General features: G+C 68.3%; 30 protein-coding genes and 2 pseudogenes. 7 read left to right on the top strand and 25 right to left on the bottom strand.

From position 1 onward, the window contains the following. Position 1: 1 nt before the first annotated feature. Genes holA through G6N45_RS14375 form a run of 3 tightly spaced genes read right to left on the bottom strand, consistent with a single transcriptional unit; the run spans position 2 to position 3239 of the window. A complete protein-coding gene (gene holA, locus G6N45_RS14385) occupies positions 2–955 on the bottom strand; it encodes a DNA polymerase III subunit delta (RefSeq protein ID WP_163722920.1) in 954 nt (317 codons plus the stop codon). Next, a complete protein-coding gene (locus tag G6N45_RS14380) occupies positions 952–2418 on the bottom strand; it encodes a ComEC/Rec2 family competence protein (protein ID WP_163722919.1) in 1467 nt (488 codons plus the stop codon). The genes holA and G6N45_RS14380 overlap by 4 nt, the downstream gene beginning before the upstream one ends. Next, the gene (locus G6N45_RS14375) at positions 2415–3239 is read right to left on the bottom strand and encodes a ComEA family DNA-binding protein (protein ID WP_163722918.1); all 825 of its coding nucleotides are present in this window, start codon (positions 3237–3239) and stop codon (positions 2415–2417) included. Before G6N45_RS14375 ends, G6N45_RS14380 begins: the two co-directional genes overlap by 4 nt. Before the next feature lie 108 nt (positions 3240–3347). Between G6N45_RS14375 and G6N45_RS14370 the strand changes: the two genes are divergently transcribed. Genes G6N45_RS14370 through G6N45_RS14360 form a run of 3 tightly spaced genes read left to right on the top strand, consistent with a single transcriptional unit; the run spans position 3348 to position 6126 of the window. Next, entirely contained in the window at positions 3348–3998 is a 651-nt protein-coding gene (locus G6N45_RS14370) for a hypothetical protein (RefSeq protein ID WP_163722917.1), read from the top strand. Next, positions 3998–5137, top strand: coding sequence for an acyl-CoA dehydrogenase family protein (locus G6N45_RS14365; RefSeq protein ID WP_163722916.1), 1140 nt, complete (start codon positions 3998–4000; stop codon positions 5135–5137). The genes G6N45_RS14370 and G6N45_RS14365 overlap by 1 nt, the downstream gene beginning before the upstream one ends. Beyond that, on the top strand, positions 5134–6126 hold the full coding sequence (locus G6N45_RS14360; RefSeq protein ID WP_163722915.1) for an acyl-CoA dehydrogenase family protein: 993 nt from the start codon (positions 5134–5136) through the stop codon (positions 6124–6126). The genes G6N45_RS14365 and G6N45_RS14360 overlap by 4 nt, the downstream gene beginning before the upstream one ends. 3 nt (positions 6127–6129) lie before the next feature. Here G6N45_RS14360 and G6N45_RS14355 read toward each other — a convergent pair. Beyond that, positions 6130–6555 (bottom strand): annotated as a pseudogene (locus G6N45_RS14355) (short-chain dehydrogenase); the annotation flags it as partial. Between G6N45_RS14355 and G6N45_RS14350 the strand changes: the two are divergent. Continuing rightward, entirely contained in the window at positions 6546–8096 is a 1551-nt protein-coding gene (locus tag G6N45_RS14350; protein WP_163722914.1) for a recombinase family protein, read from the top strand. The pseudogene G6N45_RS14355 and the gene G6N45_RS14350 overlap by 10 nt on opposite strands. Before the next feature lie 393 nt (positions 8097–8489). Here G6N45_RS14350 and G6N45_RS28040 read toward each other — a convergent pair whose 3' ends face one another. From G6N45_RS28040 to G6N45_RS14290, 12 genes are all read right to left on the bottom strand, one after another. After that, positions 8490–8735 carry a phage tail termination protein gene (locus tag G6N45_RS28040; RefSeq protein WP_246228689.1) on the bottom strand — a complete coding sequence of 82 codons (246 nt, stop codon included), beginning with the start codon at positions 8733–8735 and terminating at the stop codon, positions 8490–8492. A gap of 226 nt (positions 8736–8961) precedes the next feature. Then, positions 8962–9303 (bottom strand): hypothetical protein, encoded by a 342-nt coding sequence (locus G6N45_RS14340; protein ID WP_163722912.1) that lies wholly within the window; start codon positions 9301–9303, stop codon positions 8962–8964. Further along, positions 9300–9692, bottom strand: coding sequence for a Gp19/Gp15/Gp42 family protein (locus G6N45_RS14335; RefSeq protein ID WP_163722911.1), 393 nt, complete (start codon positions 9690–9692; stop codon positions 9300–9302). The genes G6N45_RS14340 and G6N45_RS14335 overlap by 4 nt, the downstream gene beginning before the upstream one ends. Before the next feature lie 142 nt (positions 9693–9834). Continuing rightward, complete coding sequence (locus G6N45_RS14330; RefSeq protein ID WP_163722910.1) at positions 9835–10095, bottom strand: hypothetical protein; 261 nt, start codon at positions 10093–10095, stop codon at positions 9835–9837. Between the two features lie 58 nt (positions 10096–10153). After that, a complete protein-coding gene (locus tag G6N45_RS14325; protein WP_163722909.1) occupies positions 10154–10519 on the bottom strand; it encodes a hypothetical protein in 366 nt (121 codons plus the stop codon). A gap of 712 nt (positions 10520–11231) precedes the next feature. Then, the gene (locus tag G6N45_RS14320) at positions 11232–11426 is read right to left on the bottom strand and encodes a hypothetical protein (protein WP_163722908.1); all 195 of its coding nucleotides are present in this window, start codon (positions 11424–11426) and stop codon (positions 11232–11234) included. Between the two features lie 121 nt (positions 11427–11547). Continuing rightward, positions 11548–12384: a phage major capsid protein gene (locus G6N45_RS14315; protein WP_163722907.1), complete on the bottom strand. Its 837-nt coding sequence runs from the start codon at positions 12382–12384 to the stop codon at positions 11548–11550. A gap of 196 nt (positions 12385–12580) precedes the next feature. Continuing rightward, complete coding sequence (locus G6N45_RS14310) at positions 12581–13042, bottom strand: hypothetical protein (protein WP_163722906.1); 462 nt, start codon at positions 13040–13042, stop codon at positions 12581–12583. A gap of 88 nt (positions 13043–13130) precedes the next feature. Continuing rightward, complete coding sequence (locus G6N45_RS14305) at positions 13131–13310, bottom strand: hypothetical protein (RefSeq protein WP_163722905.1); 180 nt, start codon at positions 13308–13310, stop codon at positions 13131–13133. A gap of 158 nt (positions 13311–13468) precedes the next feature. Further along, positions 13469–13642, bottom strand: coding sequence for a hypothetical protein (locus tag G6N45_RS14300; protein ID WP_163722904.1), 174 nt, complete (start codon positions 13640–13642; stop codon positions 13469–13471). Positions 13643–13731: 89 nt separating this feature from the next. After that, complete coding sequence (locus G6N45_RS14295) at positions 13732–14964, bottom strand: hypothetical protein (protein ID WP_163722903.1); 1233 nt, start codon at positions 14962–14964, stop codon at positions 13732–13734. Between the two features lie 335 nt (positions 14965–15299). Beyond that, positions 15300–15449, bottom strand: coding sequence for a hypothetical protein (locus tag G6N45_RS14290; protein ID WP_163722902.1), 150 nt, complete (start codon positions 15447–15449; stop codon positions 15300–15302). Between the two features lie 1194 nt (positions 15450–16643). Between G6N45_RS14290 and G6N45_RS14285 the strand changes: the two genes are divergently transcribed. After that, a complete protein-coding gene (locus tag G6N45_RS14285) occupies positions 16644–17060 on the top strand; it encodes a hypothetical protein (RefSeq protein WP_163722901.1) in 417 nt (138 codons plus the stop codon). 73 nt (positions 17061–17133) lie between these two features. On the opposite strand, the gene G6N45_RS14280 is transcribed toward G6N45_RS14285, so the two are convergent. Then, the gene (locus G6N45_RS14280) at positions 17134–17382 is read right to left on the bottom strand and encodes a hypothetical protein (RefSeq protein ID WP_163722900.1); all 249 of its coding nucleotides are present in this window, start codon (positions 17380–17382) and stop codon (positions 17134–17136) included. A 30-nt stretch (positions 17383–17412) separates the two neighbouring features. Beyond that, a pseudogene (locus G6N45_RS14275) lies at positions 17413–17847 on the bottom strand (SDR family NAD(P)-dependent oxidoreductase); the annotation flags it as partial. 31 nt (positions 17848–17878) lie between these two features. Here G6N45_RS14275 and G6N45_RS14270 point away from each other — a divergent pair. Continuing rightward, complete coding sequence (locus G6N45_RS14270) at positions 17879–18928, top strand: NAD(P)H-dependent amine dehydrogenase family protein (RefSeq protein ID WP_163722899.1); 1050 nt, start codon at positions 17879–17881, stop codon at positions 18926–18928. An 8-nt stretch (positions 18929–18936) separates the two neighbouring features. On the opposite strand, the gene G6N45_RS14265 is transcribed toward G6N45_RS14270, so the two are convergent. Then, a complete protein-coding gene (locus G6N45_RS14265; protein ID WP_163722898.1) occupies positions 18937–19362 on the bottom strand; it encodes a hypothetical protein in 426 nt (141 codons plus the stop codon). Between the two features lie 25 nt (positions 19363–19387). Next, a complete protein-coding gene (locus G6N45_RS14260; RefSeq protein ID WP_246228688.1) occupies positions 19388–19900 on the bottom strand; it encodes a DUF2231 domain-containing protein in 513 nt (170 codons plus the stop codon). A 105-nt stretch (positions 19901–20005) separates the two neighbouring features. Between G6N45_RS14260 and G6N45_RS14255 the strand changes: the two genes are divergently transcribed. Then, positions 20006–20719: a helix-turn-helix transcriptional regulator gene (locus tag G6N45_RS14255; RefSeq protein WP_163722897.1), complete on the top strand. Its 714-nt coding sequence runs from the start codon at positions 20006–20008 to the stop codon at positions 20717–20719. 3 nt (positions 20720–20722) lie between these two features. On the opposite strand, the gene G6N45_RS14250 is transcribed toward G6N45_RS14255, so the two are convergent. The 5 genes from G6N45_RS14250 to nadD are packed head-to-tail and all read right to left on the bottom strand — an operon-like array spanning position 20723 to position 23983. Further along, positions 20723–21562 carry a DegV family protein gene (locus tag G6N45_RS14250; RefSeq protein ID WP_163722896.1) on the bottom strand — a complete coding sequence of 280 codons (840 nt, stop codon included), beginning with the start codon at positions 21560–21562 and terminating at the stop codon, positions 20723–20725. A gap of 1 nt (position 21563) precedes the next feature. Beyond that, entirely contained in the window at positions 21564–22310 is a 747-nt protein-coding gene (octT, locus tag G6N45_RS14245) for a diglucosylglycerate octanoyltransferase (protein ID WP_163722895.1), read from the bottom strand. Next, positions 22300–22977: a glucosyl-3-phosphoglycerate phosphatase gene (gpgP, locus tag G6N45_RS14240; protein WP_163722894.1), complete on the bottom strand. Its 678-nt coding sequence runs from the start codon at positions 22975–22977 to the stop codon at positions 22300–22302. Before gpgP ends, octT begins: the two co-directional genes overlap by 11 nt. Then, positions 22974–23354, bottom strand: coding sequence for a ribosome silencing factor (gene rsfS / locus G6N45_RS14235; protein ID WP_163728423.1), 381 nt, complete (start codon positions 23352–23354; stop codon positions 22974–22976). The genes gpgP and rsfS overlap by 4 nt, the downstream gene beginning before the upstream one ends. Beyond that, positions 23351–23983, bottom strand: a complete 633-nt coding sequence (gene nadD / locus G6N45_RS14230) for a nicotinate-nucleotide adenylyltransferase (protein ID WP_163722893.1) — start codon at positions 23981–23983, stop codon at positions 23351–23353. Before nadD ends, rsfS begins: the two co-directional genes overlap by 4 nt. Positions 23984–24024: the final 41 nt, after the last annotated feature.

Raw genomic sequence — 24024 nt, 5'->3', positions numbered from 1 at the left:
CTCAGTCGCCGACCAGCGACGCCACCTTTCGTACCGCGCTCTCCAACGCGTAGTCGGCGTCCGCCGCCGCGCCCTTGACGTCGGCGTTGAGCGCCGCGACCAGGCGCAGCGCCTCGGCCACCGAATCACGCGACCACCGTCGCGCCTGCTTCTGCGCCTTCTGGACGCGCCACGGCGGCATCCCGAGCTCTCCGGCCAGGCGATAGGGATCCCCGGACAGCGGCGCCACCCGCGCGATCGTGTGCACGGCCTCGGCGAGCGCGTCGGCCAGCACCACGTGCGGTTCGCCGGCCATCATCGCCCATCGCAACGCCTCGGCGGCCCCCGCCACATCGCCCACGACCGCCTTGTCGGCGATGTCGAAGCCCTTCACCTCCGCCTTGCCGGAGTGATACCGGCGCACCGCGACCGCGTCGACCGCGCCGCCGGTGTCGGCGACCAGCTGCGAGCACGCCGACGCGAGCTCCCGCAGATCCGAGCCGATCGCGTTGATCACCGCGGTGACGGTGTCCTCGTCGGCCTTGATCTTCAGCGCACGGAACTCCTTGCGGACGAAGTCGGCGCGCTCGGCCGCCTTGGTGATGCGGGCACACGGATGGACCTCGGCATCGAGCTTCTTGAGCCGGTCGGCCAGCGCCTTGGCGCGGCCCCCGCCGGAGTGCACGACGGCCAGCAGTGTTCCCTCGGGAAGGTCGGCCGCGGCGTTCTCGATGACGGCGACCGCGTCCTTGCCGGCTTCGGCGGCCGATTCGAGCACCACCACGCGTTCGTCGGCGAACAGGGACGGGCTGAGCAACTCGGCGAGCTCGCTGACGCTTACCTCACCGGCCCGCAGGCGGTCGACGGGAACGTCGGCGGTGCCTGCTGACGCGCGCGCCTGCCGGAGGATCGCTGCCACAGCGCGTTCGACGAGCAACTCCTCGTCACCGAGGATGAGGTGCAGACCGGTGCTCACCGCACGATGGTGTCACGCCGACCCGACAGCGCCCAATGCCAGACCACCGCGACCAGAACCGCAACGGCGGCGACGATCCCCACGCCGGCCAGACCCGACGGCACCGGAACCGACGCCGCGGGCATCGCGGCGGCCCAGCGCGCGACGGTGGTCAGCCACCACACTTCCGGGCCGGTGAAGCGGATGAGTAGCTGCGCACCGGCGGGCCACAGCGGACCCAGCGCCGCAGAGGCGGTACCCACCAGCGTGATCGGCGGGATCACCGGCGCGACGAGGACGTTGGCCACTATCGAGACGAGGCTCACCGAGCCCGACACCCCCGCTACCAGCGGGGCGGTGACCAGCTGCGCGGCCAGCGCGACACTGACCGCGTCGGCCAGCGGGCGAGGCCAGCCCCTGCCGTTCAGGCGCCGCGACCACACGGGCGCGACGATCACCAGCCCGGCGGTGGCCGACACCGAGAGCGCGAACCCGACGTCGACGGCGAGCTCGGGGGCGCCGATCATCAGCGCGACGACCGCGGCTGCCAGCGCCGGGAGCGCTTGACGGCGCCGGTGGGTCAGCACGGCCAGCAGCGTGATCGCCCCCATCACCGCGGCCCGCAGCACGCTGGCCGACGGCTGTACCACGACGACGAAACCCGCGAGCGTCAGCGCGGCGAGCACGACCGCGGCGCGTGGCCCGATCAGCGCGGCGGTGAGCAGCACGGCCCCGCACACGATCGTCACGTTGGCCCCCGACACCGCGGTCAGGTGCGTCAGCCCGGCGACCCGGAACTCCCTGGTGACCTGGGCCGGCACCGCCGACGTGTCGCCGAGTACGAGCGCGGGCAGCAGCGCGGCCTGCCCGGCGGGCAGCACCAGGCGCACCGCGTCCGCGAACTCCGCCCGCACGTGATGTGCGGCGCGGTGGATCAGCGCCGCCTCCCCGAGCCGCGGCCGGCCGGTCGCGGACAGCACCGCCACGGTCAGGTCGCGGCGGGTGGGCGGGCGGACGTGCGCCCGGAACGCCGCGGGCCGGCCGGCCTGCAGCCCCGCGTAGTCGGCACCGGAGGCGAACACCAGCACCGAGCCCGACGACGGCAGGCCCTCGAGGCGCGCCAGCGTCGCACGGAACATCACCCGTCCGCCGGCGAGCACGCGCGGTGTCTCGTCGGGCGTCACGACGACCGCGGTCGCCGACCCGGCGTAGCTCGACACCGGATGGTCGCGCACCTGGTCGACCCGCAGGCAGACCGCCACCGCGAATCCGACCCCGACCAGCGCGACCGCCGCCGTGGCACCGAGCAGCGCGCGGCGGTCGGTACCCCGGGTACGGTGCCTGCCCGCCCACCACCCCGACCCGACGGTCGCGGCGATCCCGCCGGCCAGCGCTGCCAGCACACCCGGGAACGCCCACAGGATCCCTGCCGCGGTCACCGCCCACGCCGTCAACGCCGCGGGCACCAACCGCAGGTCGGTCATCCCACGGCCACCAGGGTGCGCAGCTTGTCCAGTCGCGCCGGTCCGATCCCGTCCACGTCGCCGAGTTGGTCGACACTGGTGAACCGCCCGTTGGCGTCGCGCCACGCCACGATCGCGGCCGCCGTCACCGGCCCGATGCCCGGCAGTGTGTCGAGCTGCTCCACGGTTGCGGCGTTCAGGTCCACGACATCTGTTGCACCCGAAACTGTTTCGCCCGTCGGCGGGCCGGGCGACTGCGCCGAGCCGGACACCACCGAGCTACCCATCTGCGTGGGCTGACCCGGCGCCGCCCCGATGCCGACGACGATCTGCTCACCGTCGGCGACCCGGCGGGCCATGTTCAGACCCACGACATCGGCGCCGTCCACCGGCCCGCCTGCGGCCTCCAGGGCATCGGCGATTCTCGCCCCCGGCTCGAGGGTGACAAGACCGGGGCGGTGCACCAGCCCGACCACGCTGACGATCACGGGTCCAGCCTGCGTGGGCGCCCCCGAGGGCGCCGGTGCCGCCGATGACACCATCTCCACCGGCGGGAGCTTCGCGGAGACGACCGCCGGCGGCCGGTCCCGCACCAGGCTCACCACGGTCACCAGTACGGCGATGAGACCGACGACGCCCAGCGCGAGGACACCCGCCCTGCCGGGATCGCCGCGGATCCGCGACAGCCAGGCCGCGGAGCGCCCCGGCCCGGGCTCGGGGAGCCAGCGCGACAGCGAGGTCTCGGACGCCTCGTCGTCGTCTGCGGCGGCGGCCTGACCATCGCGGGCACCGTCGGTGCCCAGACGGCGCAGGAGGCGCTCAGCGGGCAGTTCGGTCGACATACGGCGACGGTAAGCACCCGGGCCGACGGCGACGGTGCGGCGACGGCCCCGGCGACGCGGTCTGTGGATGAACTCGGCTCTGTGGACAGCGGGATAGCATGACCGCATATGAACGGTCGAGCCCCGATGATCGCCGGCGCAGCGTTCGCGGTGCTGTACGCCACGGCCGTGGTCTTCCTGCACGCGCTGCCCGGCTCCGATCCCGCCGTCACCCGCGTCCAGGCTCTGCTGCTGACCTTCGCCACGCTGGCGCTCGTCGTCGTGCTGGCCATCGCCCGCGACCGGCTCACCGGACCACCCGGGCACCTGTTCACGATCGGCTCCGCGCTGCTGGTCGCCCAGCTCTGCGTCGCGATCTGGTTCGCCGGCGGTCCGTCGCTGCGACCCGGCCAGGCGACCACCGGGACCGCACGCGCCATCGAGGACGTCGGCGCCTTGTGGCTGCCGGTGGCCACCATCGCCAACATCGCCGTGGCCGCCCCGATTCTGTTGAGCGCCAACGAAGGGCGGCTGCCGCGCTGGCTCGGGATCATCGCCGCGGTGTTCACCGTCGAGCAGCTCATCGAGACGATCACGCTGATCGGACCGCCCGGCAGCTTCATCTCCCCCGGCGGCCCGATGAACCACTACCTCGGTGGCACGCTGTCGGTGGTGTTCGTCCTCGCGCTGGGCATCGCCCTGACACTGCCGGCAGACGCCCTCGCCGACGAAGCGCCCGACGCCGTTCCCGAGGACACCGAAGAACCCGTAGGAGACTGATGGCGCTCCCCCGCCTGGTACCCCGATCCGGCACCGACCCGTCGAGCCGCGACGAGCTGCGCGCCGAGGTCCGCCGGTGGCTCGCCGACCAACGCGCCGCAGGCGCCTTCACTCCGTCGGTCGACGCGTGGCTGTCCGGCTGGGACGAAGCGTTCACCGCGGCACTGGCCGCCCGCGGATGGCTGGGCATGACGGTGCCCGTCGACTACGGCGGGCACGGCCGCTCCTTCCTCGAACGGTTCGTCGTCACCGAGGAACTGCTCGCCGCAGGCGCCCCGGTGGCCGCGCACTGGATCGCCGACCGGCAGATCGTGCCGTCGCTGCTCAAGTACGGCACCGAGGCGCAGAGGCGGCACTTCCTGCCCAGAATCGTTGCCGGAGAATGCTATTTCGGCATCGGCATGAGCGAGCCGGACTCCGGATCCGATCTCGCGAGCGTGCGTAGCCGGGCCGAGCAGGTCGACGGCGGGTGGCGGCTCACCGGGGCGAAGGTCTGGACGTCCGGCGCCCATCTGGCGCACGCGTTCATCGCGCTGGTCCGCACCGCGCCGGTCGACCCCGCGCACCGGCATGCCGGTCTGAGCCAGTTCATCGTCGACCTGCGCGGCCCGGGCGTCGAGATCCGGCCGATCCGGTCGATGAACGGGGCGCACCACTTCAACGAGGTGATCCTCGACGACGTCTTCGTGCCCGACGACATGGTATTCGGTGAGATCGGCGACGGATGGCGGCAGGTGACGTCGGAACTGGCCTTCGAGCGCAGCGGTCCGGAGCGGGTGCTGTCGACGTTCATGCTGCTGCAGGCGGCCGCCGACGCGATGGCTGCCGAACAACTGCCGCGGGACGCGGATCTGGGCCGGCTGGTGGGCAGGCTCGCCGGGCTGCACCAGATGTCGTCAGCGGTGGCCGATGCGCTGCAGCGTCACGAACCCGCGGAGGTTCCCGCCGCCGTCGTCAAGGTGCTGGGCACCACGACTGAGGGCGACATCGCCGAATTCGCCCATCTGGCAAGCGATCACACAACCGCCTTCGCGGAGCTGGCGGCAGCCGCGGTGGATCAGCGGCCCGGATTCACGATCCGCGGCGGGACCAATGAGGTGCTGCGCGGCGTGATCGCCCGCGGGCTGGGGATGCGATGAGCGCCCCCCACATCGAGCCCGCGCTCGCCGACATGATGGACGCCGTGTTCGCCGAGCACGGCCAGGACGCCGACCTGTGGAGCAGGCTCGACGATCTGGGTCTGGTCCGGCTCACCGGCGCCGAAGACGCCGGCGGCAGCGGCGCCGGATGGCTCGAGGCCGCCGAGCTCGTGTCCGCCGCGGCGCGCCACGGCGCCCGGATCCCGCTGGCCGAACACGATCTGCTGGCCTGCTGGCTGCTCGACACCGCGGGGGTTCCGGCCGACAGCGCACGGCGCACCGTGTGCCTGCTCGACGCGCAGGGCCGGGCCGCCGGCGTGCCGTGGGCGTCGAGCGCACAACGGGTGGTCGCGGTGTGGCAGCGCGGCGACGACCATGTCGTCGCCGACCTCGACCCCGCAGGCCTTTCGATCACCGCCGGCGCCAACATGATCGGTGAGCCGCGCGACACCGTCGTCGCCGACCTGGCCATCCTGTCCGGCGCCACCGTCACCGCCGGGCAGATCGCGACGTTGCGGCTCAAGGCGGCGCTGATCCGCGCCGTCCAGATCTGTGCGGCGCTGGATCGGGCGCTCGAGCTGTCGATCGAGCACGCGACGACGCGTGAGCAGTTCGGGCGAACGCTGTCGAAGTTCCAGGCCGTGCAGCACCTGATCTCCGACATCGCGTGCGAGGCCGCGCTCGCACGGTCGGCCACCGAGGCGGCGCTGTCGGCCGCAATCGCCTCGGACTGGTCGGCGCCGAATCTGGAATTCCTTGTCGCATCGGCCCGTTCGTGCGCCGGCCATGCGACGTCGGTGGTGGTGCGCAACGCCCATCAGGTGCTCGGCGCCATCGGCACCACGAGCGAGCACCGGCTACACGTCTTCACCCGGGCGGCGTTGGCCTGGCGCTCGGAGTTCGGCTCGATGCGGCACTGGGACGACCTGCTCACCGACATGGCATTGCACGCAGGCCCGGACGGCCTGTGGGCGCTGATCGCGCCCTGATCCTCAGCGCACGATCACCGGACTGGGTTCGCGCGGAGCGCCGAGCATCTCCCGGTGTGATGGCGGAATACGGCCGTCGGCGTCGGTGAGCCCGTAGGTGCGCGCCAGTTCGGCGCCGATCACAGTTCGTCCGCTGAGCTCCCCGAGACCGGGGTCGGCGAACAGCGCGTCGATGAGATGGCCCGTGAACTCCGGGGTTTCGGCCTGCAAGGCGAACTCGGCGAGGGTGTCTGGCTTGCCGTCGAAGGCGCTGCGCAGCCGCTCGGTGAGCAGGATGCCCATCCAGATCGACACCGTCGCGACCCCGGTGCCGCGGAAATCGACCGCCATGTCCGCGGCCATCTTGTCGACACCCGCCTTCTGGGCGCCGTAGGCCGGGCCGTGCATGTCCTGGCGCAGAACCAGCGTAGCATCGCACCATGCGAGTACTAGGCAGGCTGCGACTCTCTGTCGCATCGGATGAGTCCACGTCCATCGAACGACAGCGGGAGGCTGTCGAGAGCTGGTCTCAGGCGAACGGACATCAGGTCATCGGCTGGGCCGAGGACACCGACGTCTCCGGATCGGTGGACCCGTTCGACACTCCCCGACTGGGCGACTGGCTCGCCAACCGAGCAGACGATTTCGACGTCATCGTCTGCTGGAAGCTCGACCGCCTCGGTCGAGACGCAATCCGGCTGAACAAGCTCTTCGGGTGGTGCATCGACCACCGCAAGACCGTGGTCTCCTGCTCCGAGGCCATCGACCTCGGTACCCCTGTCGGTCGGTTGATCGCGAACGTGATCGCGTTCCTCGCGGAGGGCGAGCTGGAGGCCATCCGAGAGCGGACCATCTCCTCTCGCCGGAAGCTGCGCGAGACGGCCCGGTGGCCCGGAGGCAGGCCACCATACGGCTACCGGGTGGTCCCCGCCGAGCAGGGCTCGGGGAAGGTGCTGCAGATAGACGAGACCATCTCGCACAGGCGAGATTGTCCAAAGGGCAGCTCACCGTGTGAGTGCCCGAAGGCGCACGCGGTGGTGCGGCGCATCGTGGACGCTGTCCTTGACGGGCAGCCGCTCGGACGGATTGCCCGCGAGCTGAACGCGGACGGCATCCTGCCTCCCGCCGATCACTACCGCGTCTCTGTGGGGAAACCGCCTGCCACAGAAGGCACGTGGCGAACGTGGCCGTTGAAGCACATGCTCCGATCACCGACGCTGGTCGGACACGCCCACCTCGGTGGTGTGACCGTCCGAGACGACCAGGGCCAGCCCGTCAGGATGGCCGAGCCGTTGGTCTCAGACGACGAGCGCGAGCTGATCCTCGCTGAGCTCGACCGGACGACCGGCGCACCGCGTGAGCGGGCGCAGCCGGCCCCCCTCGCCGGTATCGCTGCGTGCTTCTTCTGCGGAACCACGCTGACGCTCACGACGAACAAGAAGAGCGGACGCGTCTACCGGTACTACCGGTGCCCGAAAGCCTGCTCCTCGCTGATCCCTGCGGATGCAGCCGAAGAGCTCGCGGAGACCACGTTCTTGGACGACTACGGCAGTCGAGACGTCACCGAGCGCGTGTGGGTGCCCGGAGACAACCACGAGACCGAGCTGAGAGCCGCCCTGGCGGCGTTTGACGAGCTGTCCGCTACGGCGGGACGGATGACGTCCCGAGCCGCTCAGGATCGACTACAGCGGCAGCTGAGCGCGTTGGACGCCCGGATAGCCGAGCTGGAGTCCACACCGACCCGAGAGGGCCGGTACGAGGACCGACCGACAGGCCGGAAGTACCGGGATGCGTGGGAGCAGGCAGCGGAACCCGCCGAGCGGCGGGAACTGCTCAAGCGTGCCGGTATCACGATCCGCATCGGGATCTCCGGGGTGGGCAAACGGCATCAGAACAACGGCGGCGTCTGGCATGCCGAGATCCACTCACCCGTGCCGCTGGACGAGACGGCGTCTCTGGAGGAGCGCCGGAAGCACGGGGTACCGGACTAGGTCCGGGTACCTGGGGGCGTCGGCCACAGCGTGGCCTAGCGGAGTCCCCGACTGAGGGTGTCATCAACTGGATGACCCCCGAGGGTGTCCATTCGGTGGACCCCCCTCTACTGAGGGGGTGGTCCGGAGGTTATTCCGCAGGTCAGAAGGGGCTATCGAATTGATAGACTCCTGCTCAGCGCGGGGGTGTAACGAATCGTTACCCCCTGCCGTAACGAATCGTTACCCCTGGTCAGCCCGGACATCGCGAATCACGATAGTGGCGTGACCTGCAAACATACCGATTCGATAGGTTTGGCCTGACCTGCGTCAACGGGGGGTCGCGAATCGCGACACCCTTCACTCCGAGCTGCGGACGCCCAAGCGGATGGTTCCTTGAACCATCGCTACCCGTCAGGGACGGGGAGCTCTCACGCCGAGCCGGATAGTTCCGGCTACGGCCCAACTGTCTGCGAACGGGGACTCCGCGTCAGTCGCTCCCTGAGCCTCACGGATCGAATGCAGGTAGCCGACGTCAGGGACGACCGTCTGAGCGTGCTGGGCGGCGTACAGCGCCTCCAGTGCGTCCTCGTAGAGCTGCTCGCACTCGACCAGGCCCTCGTCGGAGTACACCGACAGTTCGATCTCCGGTAGAGACATCAGCCTCGGGGCCTTCGCCAGGCGAGGCCCGCCGGCTCTCCGGACCAGGACGAGAGGGAACGTCCGATAGTCCACGTCCGGAACCTCGGAGACGACCGAGGCCCCTGGCAGAGCCGCACGGAGCAGCGGGAGGACAACCTGCGCCGGTCTGATCACGCTAGGCCCCTGCTCAGCGAGCTGACATCGTGAATCGCGACGGCAGGGGGACGCACTTTCTGCGTACCCATCACTTGCGGACGAGCTGGTAGATCACGTGCGCTGTCCGACGAGACCCGCCATACCGGCGTGGCTCACCGTGGATGCTGTAGCGGCGTCCTTGCCACTCCACTTGCGACTGAGCGCCGAGCTCGCCGCCTTGCCAGCCGACGAGTCGCAGCCTGAGCCGCTCCTCGGTCTCAAATCCGATCTCGGCCTTCTCGGAGCCGACGAACTGAACCATCGGCTGCACAACGGCTTTCGCCACTATGCCGACCGCAGATGCTCGGGTCTTGGTGTTGCCGTCAGAGTCGGTAACCGCCTCCTCGGGGAAGACGGTCACGACGTCGGTTGCACGGCTGAGGAGGCTCATGCGAGCCTCCCGTCCCAAGTGCTGCGTGCGACGTTCGGCACGATCTGGAACATGCCTCGGGCCCGGACCCCGAGGAGCTCCCACTCGCTCGGGAGGATCTCCAGCTTGCCCGAGGCGGTCTCCTGCGAGAGCTGGTAGGTGTAGCTGCCGTCCGACTCCATCGTGTAGCCGTCCGGGTTCCGCACGATGCGGAGCACGGCCTCGGCCTCGACGTCGATCACGTCGGCCTCGTCCAGCTCGCCGGCGGTGATCTTCTCGTCCAGATCGGGGATACGGCGCAGGATCAGCCTCTCGGCCTGCTCCAGCCGCCTCTCGACCATCGTGGTCTCTTCGGTTGACAGTTCACGCGCCAGTAGCGCGGCGACATCAGCGGCGGTTGCGTGTGCCATTGCTAGACCACCTTCCGGTGGTCGAAGCTCCTAGACGACCTTGTCGTCATTCTGGTTTCCTCCTCGGGGAGCCCGAGCTCGGCTCGGATTCGGTTGATCGGTAACGGTTGGTGCGGCCTGCGGGGGCCGTTACGGCGTGGCATCAGGCGAGCCAGTGCCGATAACACGCCTGCACGGCTGATACTCCAGCCGACGTGGCGACGTCGGCGGGTGACACCTTGTCCTCGCCCCGGCGGGCCTCGGCAATGTCGGCAGCGGCCAGCGGGCCGAGCCACGCACGGAGCGCGGCCATGTAGGCGAATGCGTCGGTATGCGAGCTCAGCGAGCGGAGCTCGGCGGGAAGACGAGCGGCCAGCGCCGTGGGATCGGAAGTCCCCCGGCTGCGTCTCTTGGGACTAGCCATCGCTAGACCACCTCCAGGTGGTCGAAGCTCTCGGACGACCAAACTTCGTTCGTCGTCATCAGCGGTTGCCCCAACGTGCCCGTGCGCCAGCCTTACCGAGCTGGCTGCGGGTCCAAGCGTCCTCATCGTCCGGAAGCGTCAGCGACTTGAGCAGCTGAGTCAGCAGAGCGCGGAACTGCCGCAGCTCGGCCACCTCGGGCATAGCCACCGGTTGCCCCTGAGAGCCACGGACACGGAGATCTGCGGCGGCGTCCACGGTGTCCTGCAGCCGCTTGATCACGTCGGAGGTACGGCACGCCTCCTCCAGAAGGATCTGCTTCTCCGGTGCGTCATCGAAGCTGTAGACGGCCTGGATCTCGCGCCAGAGCTGGCGACCTCGGGCCTTGAGGCCCGTGGGGGCCTTCGGAACGGTGTTTTCAGGCATGTTCAGGCTCCTTTCGGGCCTCGATTGAGTGAATGTCGAATCTCGACCTCGGTTGAGGTCTCCGCAGGTCAGCCCAAACATCGTGATTCGCGATGTTTGGCCTGAGCTGGGAAAATACAGCGATGCCACGGCATCGGACCTCTCGTCCGCATAACCTCCCGGTCATGCGCCGGGGGCAGGGGTAACCCCCGTGGGGGGTGTGACTCTCCTGATCGCCTGCCACTCCTGCGCGGTGAGACCACGGTTCATCGACTGACCGCGCACTCGCGTCTCCGAGCGGAAGTACTCAGTCAGTGCATCGCTGAGTCCGACAGCAGCGAGCCAATGACTCGCGTCTTGCGTTACCTCGCAGATCCGTTGTGCCCGTTCCAGTTGGGACATGACCAGAGAGCACAGGAGACAGCAAGTTGTGTGCTCGCTCGCCGCGCCATCCGGGGTGTACCGGACGCACCCCTCCCGCGCACACGGGATACGTCGGGGTGCTTGCGGCGGGGTACTCGCTGATGGAGTACGGGGAGCTGTATCTCCCACGCCCTCGGCCCCCGACCGCTTGCGGCGGCGTCGGCGCTTGGCAGGGGGTACCGTCGGGAGTCCTGCGTCGGCTCCCTCGGGGGTCTCAGCGGAGGACTCAGCAGAGCTGAGGTCCGACCCTCGGAGACCGGAGGTCTCCTCGGATGCCCTCGCTCGCGCTGCAGCGGCCAAGTCAGCGGGACTAGGCATCGTCGGTGCCCTCGGAGACGATAGAGGCGAGCTCGCTGGCGTGCAGCTGCACGGTCTGACCCGAGCGGTTCAGCCGGAACCGGAGGATCTCCCCGTCCACGGTCAGTGATCCCGGCGCGACGTGCCACACCTTCCCGCCGATCACGGCGATAGTCCGGACAGCGTCCGGGTTGTCTAGATTCCACATTTGTTCTGCTCCTTCTTGTTTCGTTGATTGAGAAGAGGAGAACGGCCCCCAGAGGGCCGGTCGTTAGACCGGCCACTCCGAGGACCGCGCTCAGGAGCGGACCTAGGCGTCCGCTGTCAGATCAGGCAGCGTCGTGCAGACGGACCACGCCAGCCGGGTTGGTGAACCCGAAGCCCACGCGGGCCGTCGCACGGACCTGGACCGCGTCGTAGTCGAACGCGGCGTCGAGCGAGCGGGTCACCTTGGTGCCCGTGCGCTGCACAACCTTGACCTGCGAGCTGTCCAGACCCCACGCATTGCCAGCCTCGACGTCGGTCGAGACCAGGACCGGGATGCCAGCCAGCGAGACACCGTCGCCCACACCGTTGGCGTCGAGCAGGCCGACGTTGGAGTCGGTGGCGGTCTTCGCCTTGCTCAGGGCCAGCGCCACATCGGGGGCCAGAATCCACACCGAGACCTCCGCGCCATCAGCCAGCGCGGCGGCCTTCGCATCGTGGAACGGGTCCAGCGAGTCCAGCAGGACCGTGCCGGTATCGACCACGTTGACACCAGCCAGCGACAGCAGGCCCGAGGGGCCGTTAGCCACGGTGTTGCCGAAGAACGCGGCGTCGATCTTCTTCGCGATGTTGCGAGCCAGACCTCGACCGATCTCGTCCGCGACAGCCGGATTGCTGTCGGCGGCTGCCTCGTTGCTGATCTGGGTCAGACCCTTGACCGCCTTCGGGGTGACGATGAGCTCGTCGGTGTCCGGATCGGTGAGCGTGATCTGGGTGTTCTCGGCGTACCAGCCGACCGCCGGGTCAGCCTTGAGCATCGGGAACCGGATCGACTCGTTCGCGGTACCGACCACGGTGCCGGCGCGGAACGCAATCGACTTCTCGGCCAGGACCAGATCGACCAGCTTGCCGTAATCCTCGGGGGTCCAAGCGGTTTCGAGACCAGAATTCAGAACTGCCATGTTGTATCTCCTTCAGAGATGACTGAGGCCCCCGGAGAGTTCGTCCTTTTGACGAATCTCGGAGGGCCGCATAGGGATAGGGAACGTCACCCGGTCACAGACCGGGATCTAGCTGCGTCACAGACGCTTGCTTGTACGGGACAAGCTTTTGTGCTCGGCCCCGCCACAGACGGAGACCCGAGCGAAGTTCAATTGGTCAGCCGAGCAGGCTGCCCCACGATGGTTTCTTCGGCATCGGCACCTTGCCGCCGAGGCCCTGCGTCGGATCGACATAGCGCCGCGCCTTCTTGAGGCCCGGACGCTCGGTTAGGATGGCCTCGACGTCTGCGGCCACCTTCTCCGGATCAATCTCACCGTCCTCGGTGAGGTAGTCCGAGATCTCGTTGGCGCTCAGGGTCAGGAGATCGGTCGGATGCGACAGACCGGCCTCACCGGCCAGCCGCTCCAGCTCTCGCCGGTTCATCGCCTCAATCCGCGACTGAGCCTCGGCCAGGGCCGTCTCCGCTTCGCGGGCACGGATGCGGTAACGCGCCTCTTTCGAGCCTGGGCTCTCAGAGCCGTCCTGCTGCTCCCCGGTGTCAGTACCCTCGGGCAGGCCCTCTGGGCCGTCAGCGTTGGACTCAGCTCCAGTGTCGGGGGTTGTGGTGCCTTCGGTCATCGGTCTTCCTCCAGTTTGGTGATTCGTCGGTTCAGCTCGGACAGTTCGCGCCGGATCTCGGAGAGAGCGGCGAGGAATTCAGGGACAGTCATGCGGCATCCACGTAGTGGGTTCCGTCGCGATTCACGACGGAACTCCGGGGATCTCGGTAGGCGCTTGCGGCGTAGTCGCTGCGCTTGTAGGCACCCACCTTCGGTGGGATGCCGAGATCGACCGGAGGAGCCGGCCGGCTGTACCGGCGCTCCCACAGCGCAAGGCGCTCCTCCATCGAGTCAGTCCAAGGCTCGCCGCCAGCCTCGCGGACGGCTGCCTCGTAGCGAGACCCGAAGGTGTCCCACCAACTGCGGAACGAGAGCCCGGTGTCCGAGCCGAGGCTTGGAGGGCCTGCGGGGGACGTCTCGGGGAACAGCTCAGCTTTCAGGCCACTCATCGAGAGTGGTCCCACGTCGCGATCACCAGTTGATCCCAGAGCCCAGGCTGGCCCAGGATGACCGTGGAGTGATCCAGCGGTGCCTCCAAGACCTCGGTCGTGCCGACGCGCCGGTCTGTCAGGACCGCGCCCATCACCGCTCGGTCCAGCTGGTTAGCTTCGTTCATCATTCGATCTCCTTCTGTGTGTGTTGTGTGTGGTCGAACGAAGAGAGCCCCAGCTGGTTGGCTGGGGCCCTCGGTGTTGCTGCTCTCAGCTGTCAGGCTGCGAACGGGTCTGGCGGCTGCAGGGATACGGCACGGGACGCTGCGGTCTCGGACGTCTCCCGGCGTGCTGCCTGCCGAGCCCGCCAGGGCGGCTCGGTTGCGAACGGGTCCTCCGTTGTCGGCACTACGTGTCGAGGAACTGACACGCGCTCTGGCGCGGATCGCCGGCTCCAGTCGGGGCCTGCGTCGAGGACCTCGTCTCGGGTAGGGACAGCCTCGGGCTGGGGCAGCGGTGCCCCGTCCTCGTCGGCCAACCTCCGGTAGGCACCTGGGAATGCCTCACGGTTGGCACGCTGTCGCTGCTCGATCTCCCAGCGTCGGATCTCGACGTGCCCGTAGATCCCGAGCGCGTCGGCCACCGCGTCGAGCGGCGTCTCGACCACGAAGTACCGAGGAGCACCGCCTGGCGGCGGCGGGACAGTCCCCGCCAGAGCATGGTCAGCCAGAATCTTGAGGTACCGCGTCACGCTTCGGACGTTCATCCCGGTCTTCTCCGAGATCGACCTAGCCGTTACGTGCTCATCACTGAGGACCTCGTAAACCCGCTGGGCACTCGGCCCGAGACCCTTGCGGGACCAGACGTCGTGAGGGGGGTGCAACTCGTGACTCAATGAGGCTATGCCGGTACTCCTTAAGTCAGTATTTGTACCCCCCTTGTCGGGGTTGGTAGGGCGGGTATGAGCCGCCCACTGCAGGTTCAACCGGTACCTCTTGGCAGACCTCGGAGAGGTCCGTCTGTCCGTCCTGTCCAGTTCCCTGATCAGTCCGAGGTCAGTGAGCGCCGAGAGAGCGCGGCTGACCGACTTCTGCGAGATCCCCGCCGTCCACTTGGCGAGCTCGTAGCTGGAGAGCGTGCGAGTGAAGCAGTTGTGCTCGACGCAGAACTCCACCAGAGCGAGCGCAACCGCTCGGTCCCGGCCAGCAGTACCTCGCTTCGGCCAATCGGCGTAGGCCCTGATCCGCTCACCGAGAGCGGTCAGGCTCTCCTCCAGGTCGAAGTCCTCATCGCGCTGGGCACGTTCCCACGCTCCGTCGAGGTGCTTCTCCTGATCCTTGATCTTGTCTCCGGTGCTGCCCGTGTAGGACAGCCAGAGGTTTGATGCGAGCACCCAGCGGCGGTAGTCATCCTCGTTGCCGCCGAGGTTGCGGACCTTGCTCGCGATCTTGATCAGCTCTTTGCCGACCCACGTGCCGTTCTCGTGCTCGGCCTGCAGCAGCTCAAGCAAGAGCTGGTCAGGTTCGAATGGTTCCATAATCGTTGCCTCTCAAAGGGATGCCCTCCTGGGGCGAATAGATCAGCGGCAGTCGGCGCACAAGCCACGGCTGCCATACGGGAGCCTGTCCCCGCAGCGTCTGCACCGCCTTCGTTGCGGGAGCTCTGGCCCGAGGTAGTCCCGCAGAGCCTGCAGCTCCTGCTGGGACCGGTCGCGTTCGGCCTGGGCCGTTTTCAGCCCTTTGACCACACGCTGGTAGTCAGCGAACACGTCCTCCAGCTCTGCGGAGCTCAGTCGATGTAGGCATGTGACCGTGCAGCTCACCACGTTGTCGTGTAGGCAGAGGCTCACTGGCTCGCCACCTTGAGGGCGAGCTCGGCTAGGGCCTCGCGTGCCTCGTTGCGCTGGTGACGCATCTTGGCGTTCTCCCGGCGCAGCTCCTTGATCGTGTCCCTCCACGACTCGGGCAGATCCTCGAACGGGGTGCTGTGCGACATTCGTTCTCCTTCTCGGTAGGTGCCCATTCAGGGCATGAAAAAGACCACCGGGTCATCGGTGGTCAGTAGCCCCGACATTCAGTCGGGTGCGAGCCGCTCAGATCGCTCTGGACGGCCTAACGCCACCCATCTGGGGTGGCAGTACTGGGGAAGCCTCAACGAGGCGTCAGGAAGCTAGTGCAGCCTCGATTGCCTGCAGCCGGCGACGAGCGTCCCGGCAGCGGGCCATGTAGCGCCGCTGCGCTTCTCGACTGCAGTGGATGCAGCCGCCTGTGGGTCGGTAGTCCTGCGGGCCACGGTGCGGGTGGCGGGTACAGCGTTGGCGGGCCATTCGGCCACCTCCTCGGTGTCGTAGTTCTATGTGGTGTGGGCAAATGAGAAGACCCCCCGAGGCTCGGGGTGACCGAGCCGCAGGGGGCCTCTCAGTGGGGACGTCAGCGGGAAGGAAGTGCCGCTGTCATCCCGCCGTCCTGCTCAGGGGCCGCTGAGCCCGAGCAGGAAGCTTGGGGTGAGAAGGGGGAGCCAGAGGCTCTACCCCTACAACCAGTACCCCTACAACCAGTAGTAGGTGTATGTCCACGGAAAACATACGAGAGCCTGCTCAGGGAGCCTGCGAAAGCGCAGTACCCCCTCATGTTGTAGTAGGTGAAACTTCGCCAGAAAGTGTCAGTACCCCTACACCCTGTAATAGGTTCGGGTTGGCGAGAAACCCGAAGCCCTGGGCCGATACCCCCTACAACTAGTAGTAGGTGAGGGTTCGCGAGAAACCCTAAGCAGTGTGAGCGGGCTCACTCCGGGGAGGGTCAGATCGCACTGCCCCCTACAACCAGTAGTAGGTCTGATACTGGGAGAAAATCAGAGTGTGTGCTCTTGGCACAGCCGGCGTGGAGCCGGTGCCTCGGAGGGCCATCCGGCGTTTACCCCTACACCCTGTAATAGGTCGAACTTCGCGAAGAAGTTCGGGTACCCCTACAACCAGTAGTAGGTGACACTTCGCGAGAAAGTGTCAGTGCCCCCTAGCATCCGGCCTGAGCCGGTGGCGTCTCATAGTGTATATACGGGCGTTTTTCAAGCCTCCCCATGAAAGTGTGACTGACCTCACGCTCTCTCGAGCCCCGAGCCGGCTCCCTTGTGCAGAGGACACGGTGCGTCAGTTGCCGCGTTCTGTCTCCTGGCTGCGGCACCATTCTGGGCATGGTCGATCCGGTCTGGGCAGGTGTCATCGGCGGCGCGATAGGCAGCGGATCAACGATGCTGATTTCGCTGGCAACACCTTTCGTCGGTTGGCGTATCGAGTCGAGGAAGCTAGACCGAGCGGAGGAGTCCGACAAGCTCAGAGCTCTGCGAGAGCATCGGCAAGCCTTGGTGAAGGAGTGGCGGGAGGGCCTGCACGACGCCCATACGCAGGCATTCGACCGCCAACAGGCCGATAGCCCTCCCCCGGCCCGTGGAGCCCTCGTAGGTCACCCGTGGTTCGAGTCTCTGCGTCCACTGCTCGATCTGACCGAAACCCAGATCTTCCAGCTCGACTACGGGTTCGCTGACGAGGAAAACGTCGTGCTGCTCGCGGAGGAGATCAGCCGCATCGAGCGGGTGTGGGGCCTGGTCTGACCGGGGCCCGCTCAGCGACCGCCCTTCGGCTCCCTACGGGAGCCTCACGGGGTCAGCACAGCTGAGCCCCTACTCAGCGCAGCCCTGCGGGCAAGCGCAGCTCCAGCACGTGCTCCTCCCCCAGCGGGTGGTCCGTCGCGAGGACCGGCTCCAAGAACCCGAGCCCGACGAGCGCGTCTACAGCGTCCGCGACGTCTGCAGGCTCTACCCCTTCGACTGCCGCGTCACCGTTCGATAAGGCAACTGCGACAACGAGATCGGTGTCGATGGTCTCCGGGTGAGCGTCGATGGCTAACAACCATTCGGCGGTGTTGACGGGCATGTGACTCCTTCTGCGTATCGGCATCTACGTCGGCCCGTGCATGTAGCACACCGATCCGGGTGAGGAGGTGAACGCGATCAGCGCCCGCTCCCGCGCGGTCAGCAGTGGGGCGGCATACCAGGATGCGATGTAGGACGACCGCAGGCCGACGTCGAGCACGTCGGCCAGGCCGCGCGGCTTCTGCCAGAACGGTTCCGGCCTCACCAGGTCGTCGGAGATCACCGCGGCGTTGTTGACGAGAAGATCCAGTCGGCCGGCCTCGCTCGCGACCCGTTCGAACAGCGCGCCCACGGCGTCGTCGTCGTGATGATCGACCCGCACTCCGACGCCCCAGCCGGGGGCCTCGTCGATGCGGCGGCCGGTGCCGTACACCCGCCATCCTCGGGCGGCCAGGGCGGTGGCGATGCCGCGGCCCGCTCCGCGGCTGGCACCGGTCACGACAGCCACGGGTGTCGAGTCAGTCATGCGGCCACCTTAGAGGCGGTAGGTTGACGCCATGCCGACCGAGCGACCTCTGCGCGTCATCCAGTGGACCACCGGCAACATCGGCCGCCGCTCACTGCACGCGATCATCGGCCGCGATGACATGGACCTCGTCGGGGTCTACGCGCACGGCGCGGACAAGGTCGGCGTCGACGCGGCCGAACTCGCCGGCCGGCCCGAACCGACCGGGGTGACGGCCACGAACGACATCGACGCGCTGCTCGCCCTGCGGCCCGACGCATGCTGCTACAACCCGTTGTGGCCCAGCATCGACGAGCTGGTCCGCCTGCTCGAGGCCGGCGTCAACGTGTGTACGTCGGCCGCGTGGATCACCGGGGGCAAGCAGTCGCCCGAGGATCTGCAGCGCATCCGAACCGCTTGTGAGCGAGGCAATTCGACGATCTTCGGCAGCGGCGCACACCCTGGCATGTCGAATCTGGTGGGCATGGTCCTCAGCGGCGCCTGCGAGCGCGTCGACGAGATCCGCATCACCGAATCGGTGGACTGCTCGACCTACGAGTCGGCAGGCACCCAGACCGCGATGGGCTTCTCGCAGGACCCCGACACCCCGGGGCTGGCCGAGAGCGTGCGCCGCGAGAGCGAGGTGTTCGCCGAATCGGCCGCCATGATGGCCGACGCCATCGGCGTGACGCTGGACCGGCTGACCTTCGACGTGACGTTCACTGCCGCGACCGGGGACAGCGACCTCGGCTTCATGACGATTCCGCAGGGCACGGTTGCCGGGGTGATGGGCTATCACCGCGGCTGGGTGGGCGAGCGCAACGTCGTCAGCGTCGGGTTCAACTGGATCATGGGTGAGCACGTGAGCCCTCCCAAACCCCTCGAGCACGGCCACGTCGTGCAGGTGTTCGGGCTGCCCAACATGCGCACCGTCGTGCACTGCCTGCCGCCCAGGGACTGGACCGAACCGGGTTTCATGGGGTTGGGCATGATCTACACCGCGATGCCGGTGACCAACGCGGTACCCGCCGTGGTCGCCGCACCGCCGGGCATCGTGACGCTGGCCGATCTTCCGCCGATCACGGGCCGGGCGGCGGTCTGACGTTCGGGTCAGCTGGCTCTGATCGCCAACAGCGCAAGCACGATCGTCACCACGGCGAGGACACCGTGCCCCACCACGACCGGCACCGGGAACGACCGCTCTGGCGCCTCGCCCGCCTGCTGCACTCGCGCGCCGACGGGTTGAGATCGCCCTTGGCGCACAGGGAGCCAGCGGGCCAGCATCACCACCCCGAGGATCGCCACCGGAACGAGAAGGGCGAGCGCGACCCATCCGATGGGATCGTTGTCGGCGACCAGGTAGACGATCCACAGCACCAACCCGAGGGCGGCCAGGGCGAAGTGCCCGAAGACGGCCGCCGGCGGGAGGTGTGTGCCGCTCGGTTTTCGGTGGCCGCCGCCGCTCACCCACTTGGCGAGCATGAAAGCGCCGCCTCCGGCCGTCAGGATCCACGCGATCGCCGATGCGATACCCATGAGAGTCCCTCCTCTGCTGTACTTCTCACCTACCGACGAAGCCGGTCGCCTGAGTGGCCTCGTCGGCGACGCGGACACCGTAGCGGTAGGACAACATGCCGCCCAGATAGCCCGACGCCCCCAACACCGCGAAGCTGACCACTGACAACGCCAGCGGTCCGAGAGCCACCGGCCCGTCCATCGAAAGTGTCTGCCGCCAAAGGTAACCAGCGATATAGCCCGCCGTGACGGCCAGGTTCAGCGTCATGTGCACGAGGCCCACCGTGAATGCCCGGGTGCCCGTGGGGATGGCGAGCAGGTCCAGGAAGCCGACCGCGGCAGCGGCCGCCGCGCCGATCACACCGATCGCGATCAGCCACCAGGCTCCTCGGACCAGGAAGCCCGGATCGGCCACCACGTGCGACGCGATGTCGAAGACCAGACTGGCGAGCCACGCGCCGATCGGAACGGTGACCAGGATGGGATGGAACGGATGCCCGTACGGTCCGGCCAGCATCGCGCTGACGGGGTGCTTCGCCTGCTCTGACCGAGTGCTCACGGCCACCTCCACTCGTCGTGGATTTGGTTAACTGATTTTGGTCTTATTCCGCTCCGCGGGTCAAGAAGCAATTTCGGCCGGCTCAGTTGGCGCTATCGTGTCAGCGTGCAGCGACCCCCGCGCTCCCCGCGTCACCAGTCGATCCGCGCGGTGGCAGCGCTGAGCGACGACATGCGCTGGCGGCTGTACGACTTCGCGCGGGCTCAGCGCCGCCCGGTCAGCCGCGACGAAGCGGCCTCTGCGGCGGGCATCTCCCGCAGACTCGCGGCCTTCCACCTCGACAAGCTCGTCGAAGCCGGGCTGCTGCAATTCCATTTCCGGCAGCCGATGGACGCTCGCGCCGGTCGCCCGCCGAAGGTGTACGCACTCGCAGACACGGAACTCGATGTCAGCATCCCGACGCGCCGCCACGGATTGCTCGCCGACATCCTCGCGCACGCGGTGCTCGCCGAGAACGAGCACGGATCGGCACGGGTCGCCGCGGCATGTGTGGCCCACGAGCGCGGTGTCACCGCGGCGGCGGCCGCGAGCGAGCCGGTACGCGGCGGCCGGCTGAGCGCCGAGCGAACCATGCGCCTGGCCGAGAAAGCACTTGCCGACTACGGATTCGAGCCCTACCCCGCTCCGCAGCAGTGTGTCCGGCTTCGCAACTGCCCCTTCCACCCGCTTGCGCGCCAGTTGCCCAAGCTCGTGTGCGAGCTCAACCTTTCCTTCGCGCGTGGGGTCCTCGACGGACTGCAGTCCGAGACCGTCGAGGCTGTGCTCGCGCCCGCCGGGGGCGAATGTTGCGTGGAACTGCGGCCGGTGGCACTGATCTGACGACTACGACGCGGCGACCTGCACGGCGACGCCGACGGCTCCGGAGCCAACGTGAACCGACAGCACCGGGCCCATGTCGGCGACGGTCAGCGAGGTCAATTGCGGAAGCCGCTGTGTCAGAGCGGCTCCCAGCTCGTCAGCGGCGTCGTGGTTGTCGACGTGGTGCACCACGACGTCGGCCGGCGCCTCGCCCACGACATCGGCGACGCGGTCCACCAGCGCTGCATGCGCCTTGCTGATGGTGCGGATGCGCTGATCGAGCACCAACCGGCCGTCGACGTCGAGGCGGAGCAGCGGCTTGAGCGACAACGCGGTGCCCAGCCACGACGACGCGGTGCCGATACGCCCGCTGCGGCGCAGGTTGTCCAGCCGGTGCACGACGAGGAACACGTGCGAGCGTCCCCGGGCGGCGCGTGCGGCCGCCTCCACGGCGTCGACGTCCCCGCCCGCGGCCGCGCAGCGCGCCGCCTCGCGGGCGACGAACCCGACGCCCATTGCCGCCGAGCGCGAATTGACCACGCGCACCGCTGATCCGAACTCCCGAGCAGCGATGACCGCCGCGCTGTAGGTGCTCGACAGAGCGGCCGACAGGTGCACCGCGACGACGCCATCCCCGGCACTGTCGGCCAATGCCTGCCGGTACGTCTCCTCCAGGTCGGCCGGCGCGGCCCCCGCCGTCGTCACCTTGGGGCGATCATGGATGTCGTAGGGGATCTCGTCGACTCCGTCGCGCAGATCGTCGCCGTCGACGAGGACGTGCAATGGCACCTCGCGGATGTTCCAGCGCTTCTCGTCGTCGACGCCCAGCCGCGAGGACGAGTCACTGACCACCACCACCGGCATGTCAGCTCCGCGAATCCGAGACGGAGACACCGGCTTCGGCGAGAGCCTTGATCATCAGCCCGGCGACTGCCTCGTGGGCCTCGAAGTTCCAGTGGATGCCGTCAGGGTTCCCGCGCCCGCTCAGCACGTGTTCGGCGACCGCAGCCTTGAGGTCGACCAGGGGCACGTTATGCTCGCCGGCCCAGCGGGTGATCGCGGCGACGGTGCCGGGACGGCCGTGGTGGGCCTTGCCGTAAGTGGCGGCGATGTGCACCGACGGCAGGGATGCCACCACCGGGATCCCGGGCCGGTTGAAATCGATGGCGGCCCTGGTCATCTCCAGGTACTCGACGGTCAGATGCGGGGGCAGCGCGGCGCGGGCGATCGGCGAGAACCGGGGTTGCGCCCACGCGTAACCGTCACGCACCCAGCGCCGTACCCGCGGCGGCCGCACGTACCGGATCAATTCTCGCAGCGCCGTCGGCAGCGGCGAGGGCAGTGAGTCCATGCCCGAGGTCGCGAAGACGACCGCGCCCGCGCGCGGCAACGCCGCCCACGACCGCGGGTCCTGCGTCGCCGCCCACCAGACGTCACGGCTGGTCCAGCCGATCCGGCCGATCAGCTCGACATCCCAATCCAATTGTTCGGCAACGATATTCGGCCAGATACGCGGATCGTCGACGGGCAGTCCGCCGGTCGGGCCGTAGTACGACAGGGAATCGCAGAAAACCAGCAGGGTTCTGCGGCCGGGGTCCGCGTCAGAGGACATCGTTGGCGACCTGCGCCGAGGCGTTCCACACGTCGAGGCGCCACCGGATGTCGTCGAACTGTCCGGCGGCCCCGCGGGGGCGGGTGTGCCCGGCCAACTGCACCCAGCTCGCGTTGCCCATGCCGCCCAGCACGGGCCAGTTGTCGACCGGCAGATGCAGCAGCGCCGCGGTCAGCGCCGCGATCAGGCCGCCGTGTGCCACCAGTACGACCGGTCGATCCGGGTCCTCGACACCCCACTCCGGTTGACCGGCCACCAGTTCGCGCACCAGCGGCAGACTGCGGTCGGCGACGTCGACACGGCTCTCGCCGCCGTGCGGGGCCCAGCGCGCGTCCTCCCGCCAAGCCAGCCGGGCGCCGGGTGCGGCGTCGTCGACCTCCACGTGCGTCATCCCCTGCCAGTCACCGAGATGGGTCTCACGCAGCCGGGCGTCGATGTTGACCGACTGACCGCAGCGGTCACCGAGAGCGACCGCGGTGTCCAGCGCACGCCGCAGATCCGACGAGATGATCAGCAGCGGCTGACGTTTGGCCAGCACCTCGGCGGCCGCCACGGCCTGCTCACGACCCAGGTCGGAGAGGTCGGTGTCCAGCTGACCCTGCATCCGGCTGCCCGCGTTGAACTCGGTCTGGCCGTGCCGCAGCATCACCAGCCGGCGGATCGTCATGCGTCGTCCTCGGCCGTGCCGTCCAGGTCGACCGGCACGAGCGGGCAGTCCCGCCACAACCGGTCGAGGGCATAGAAGTTGCGCTCGTCCTGATGCTGGATGTGCACCACCACGTCGACGTAGTCGAGGAGGGTCCACCGGCCTTCGCGCGTGCCCTCGCGTCGCGCCGGCTTGAACCCGGCCCGGCGCATCTTCTCCTCGACCTCGTCGACGATCGCGTTGACCTGACGTTCGTTGGACGCCGAGGCGATGACGAAGCAGTCGGTGATGACGAGCTGATCGGACACGTCGATGACGACGACGTCGTCGGCCAGCTTGGCCGCGGCCGCGCGCGCGGCGACCTCGGCCATGTGGATGGCTTCTGCTGTGGCGGTCAGGGGCGGTCTCCTTCTGTGGGGCGGTGATAGAGGCTTCTCTTCGAGACGTACTGCACGACGCCGTCGGGCACCAGGTACCAGATCGGGCGCGACGTCTCCGCACGCTCACGGCAGTCCGTGGACGAGATGGCGAGCGCGGGCACTTCCACCAGGTGCAGCGCGTCGGCGGGCAACTCGGCCATCGCTGCGGAGATGTGCTTGCCGTCGAGTTCGTAGCCGGGCCTGCTCACGCCGACGAAACGGGCGATGGAGAACATCTCCTCCCAGTTCTGCCACGACAGGATCGACGCCAGCGCGTCCGCGCCGGTGATGAAGTACAGATCGGCGTCGGGATTGAGCGTGCCGAGGTCCCGGAGAGTGTCCTTGGTGTAGGTGGGGCCGCCGCGATCGATGTCGACGCGGCTGACCGAGAAGCGGGGGTTGGACGCGGTGGCGATGACGGTCATCAGGTAGCGGTCCTCGGCAGCCGTCACCGGCCGGCTGCGCTTCTGCCACGGCTGCCCGGTCGGCACGAACACCACCTCGTCGAGGTCGAACAGGTCCGCCACCTCACTGGCCGCGACCAGGTGCCCGTTGTGGATGGGGTCGAAGGTTCCGCCCATCACCCCGAGACGCCGTCGCGATCGCACGAATAGCGAGCTTACGGGACCGAAAACGAGCCCGCGGGTGC

The sequence above is a fragment of the Mycolicibacterium psychrotolerans genome (genome assembly GCF_010729305.1).
Lineage (GTDB): Bacteria > Actinomycetota > Actinomycetes > Mycobacteriales > Mycobacteriaceae > Mycobacterium > Mycobacterium psychrotolerans.
The sequence above is the reverse complement of the archived record's forward strand: the minus strand, read 5'-3'. Positions and strand labels throughout refer to the sequence as shown.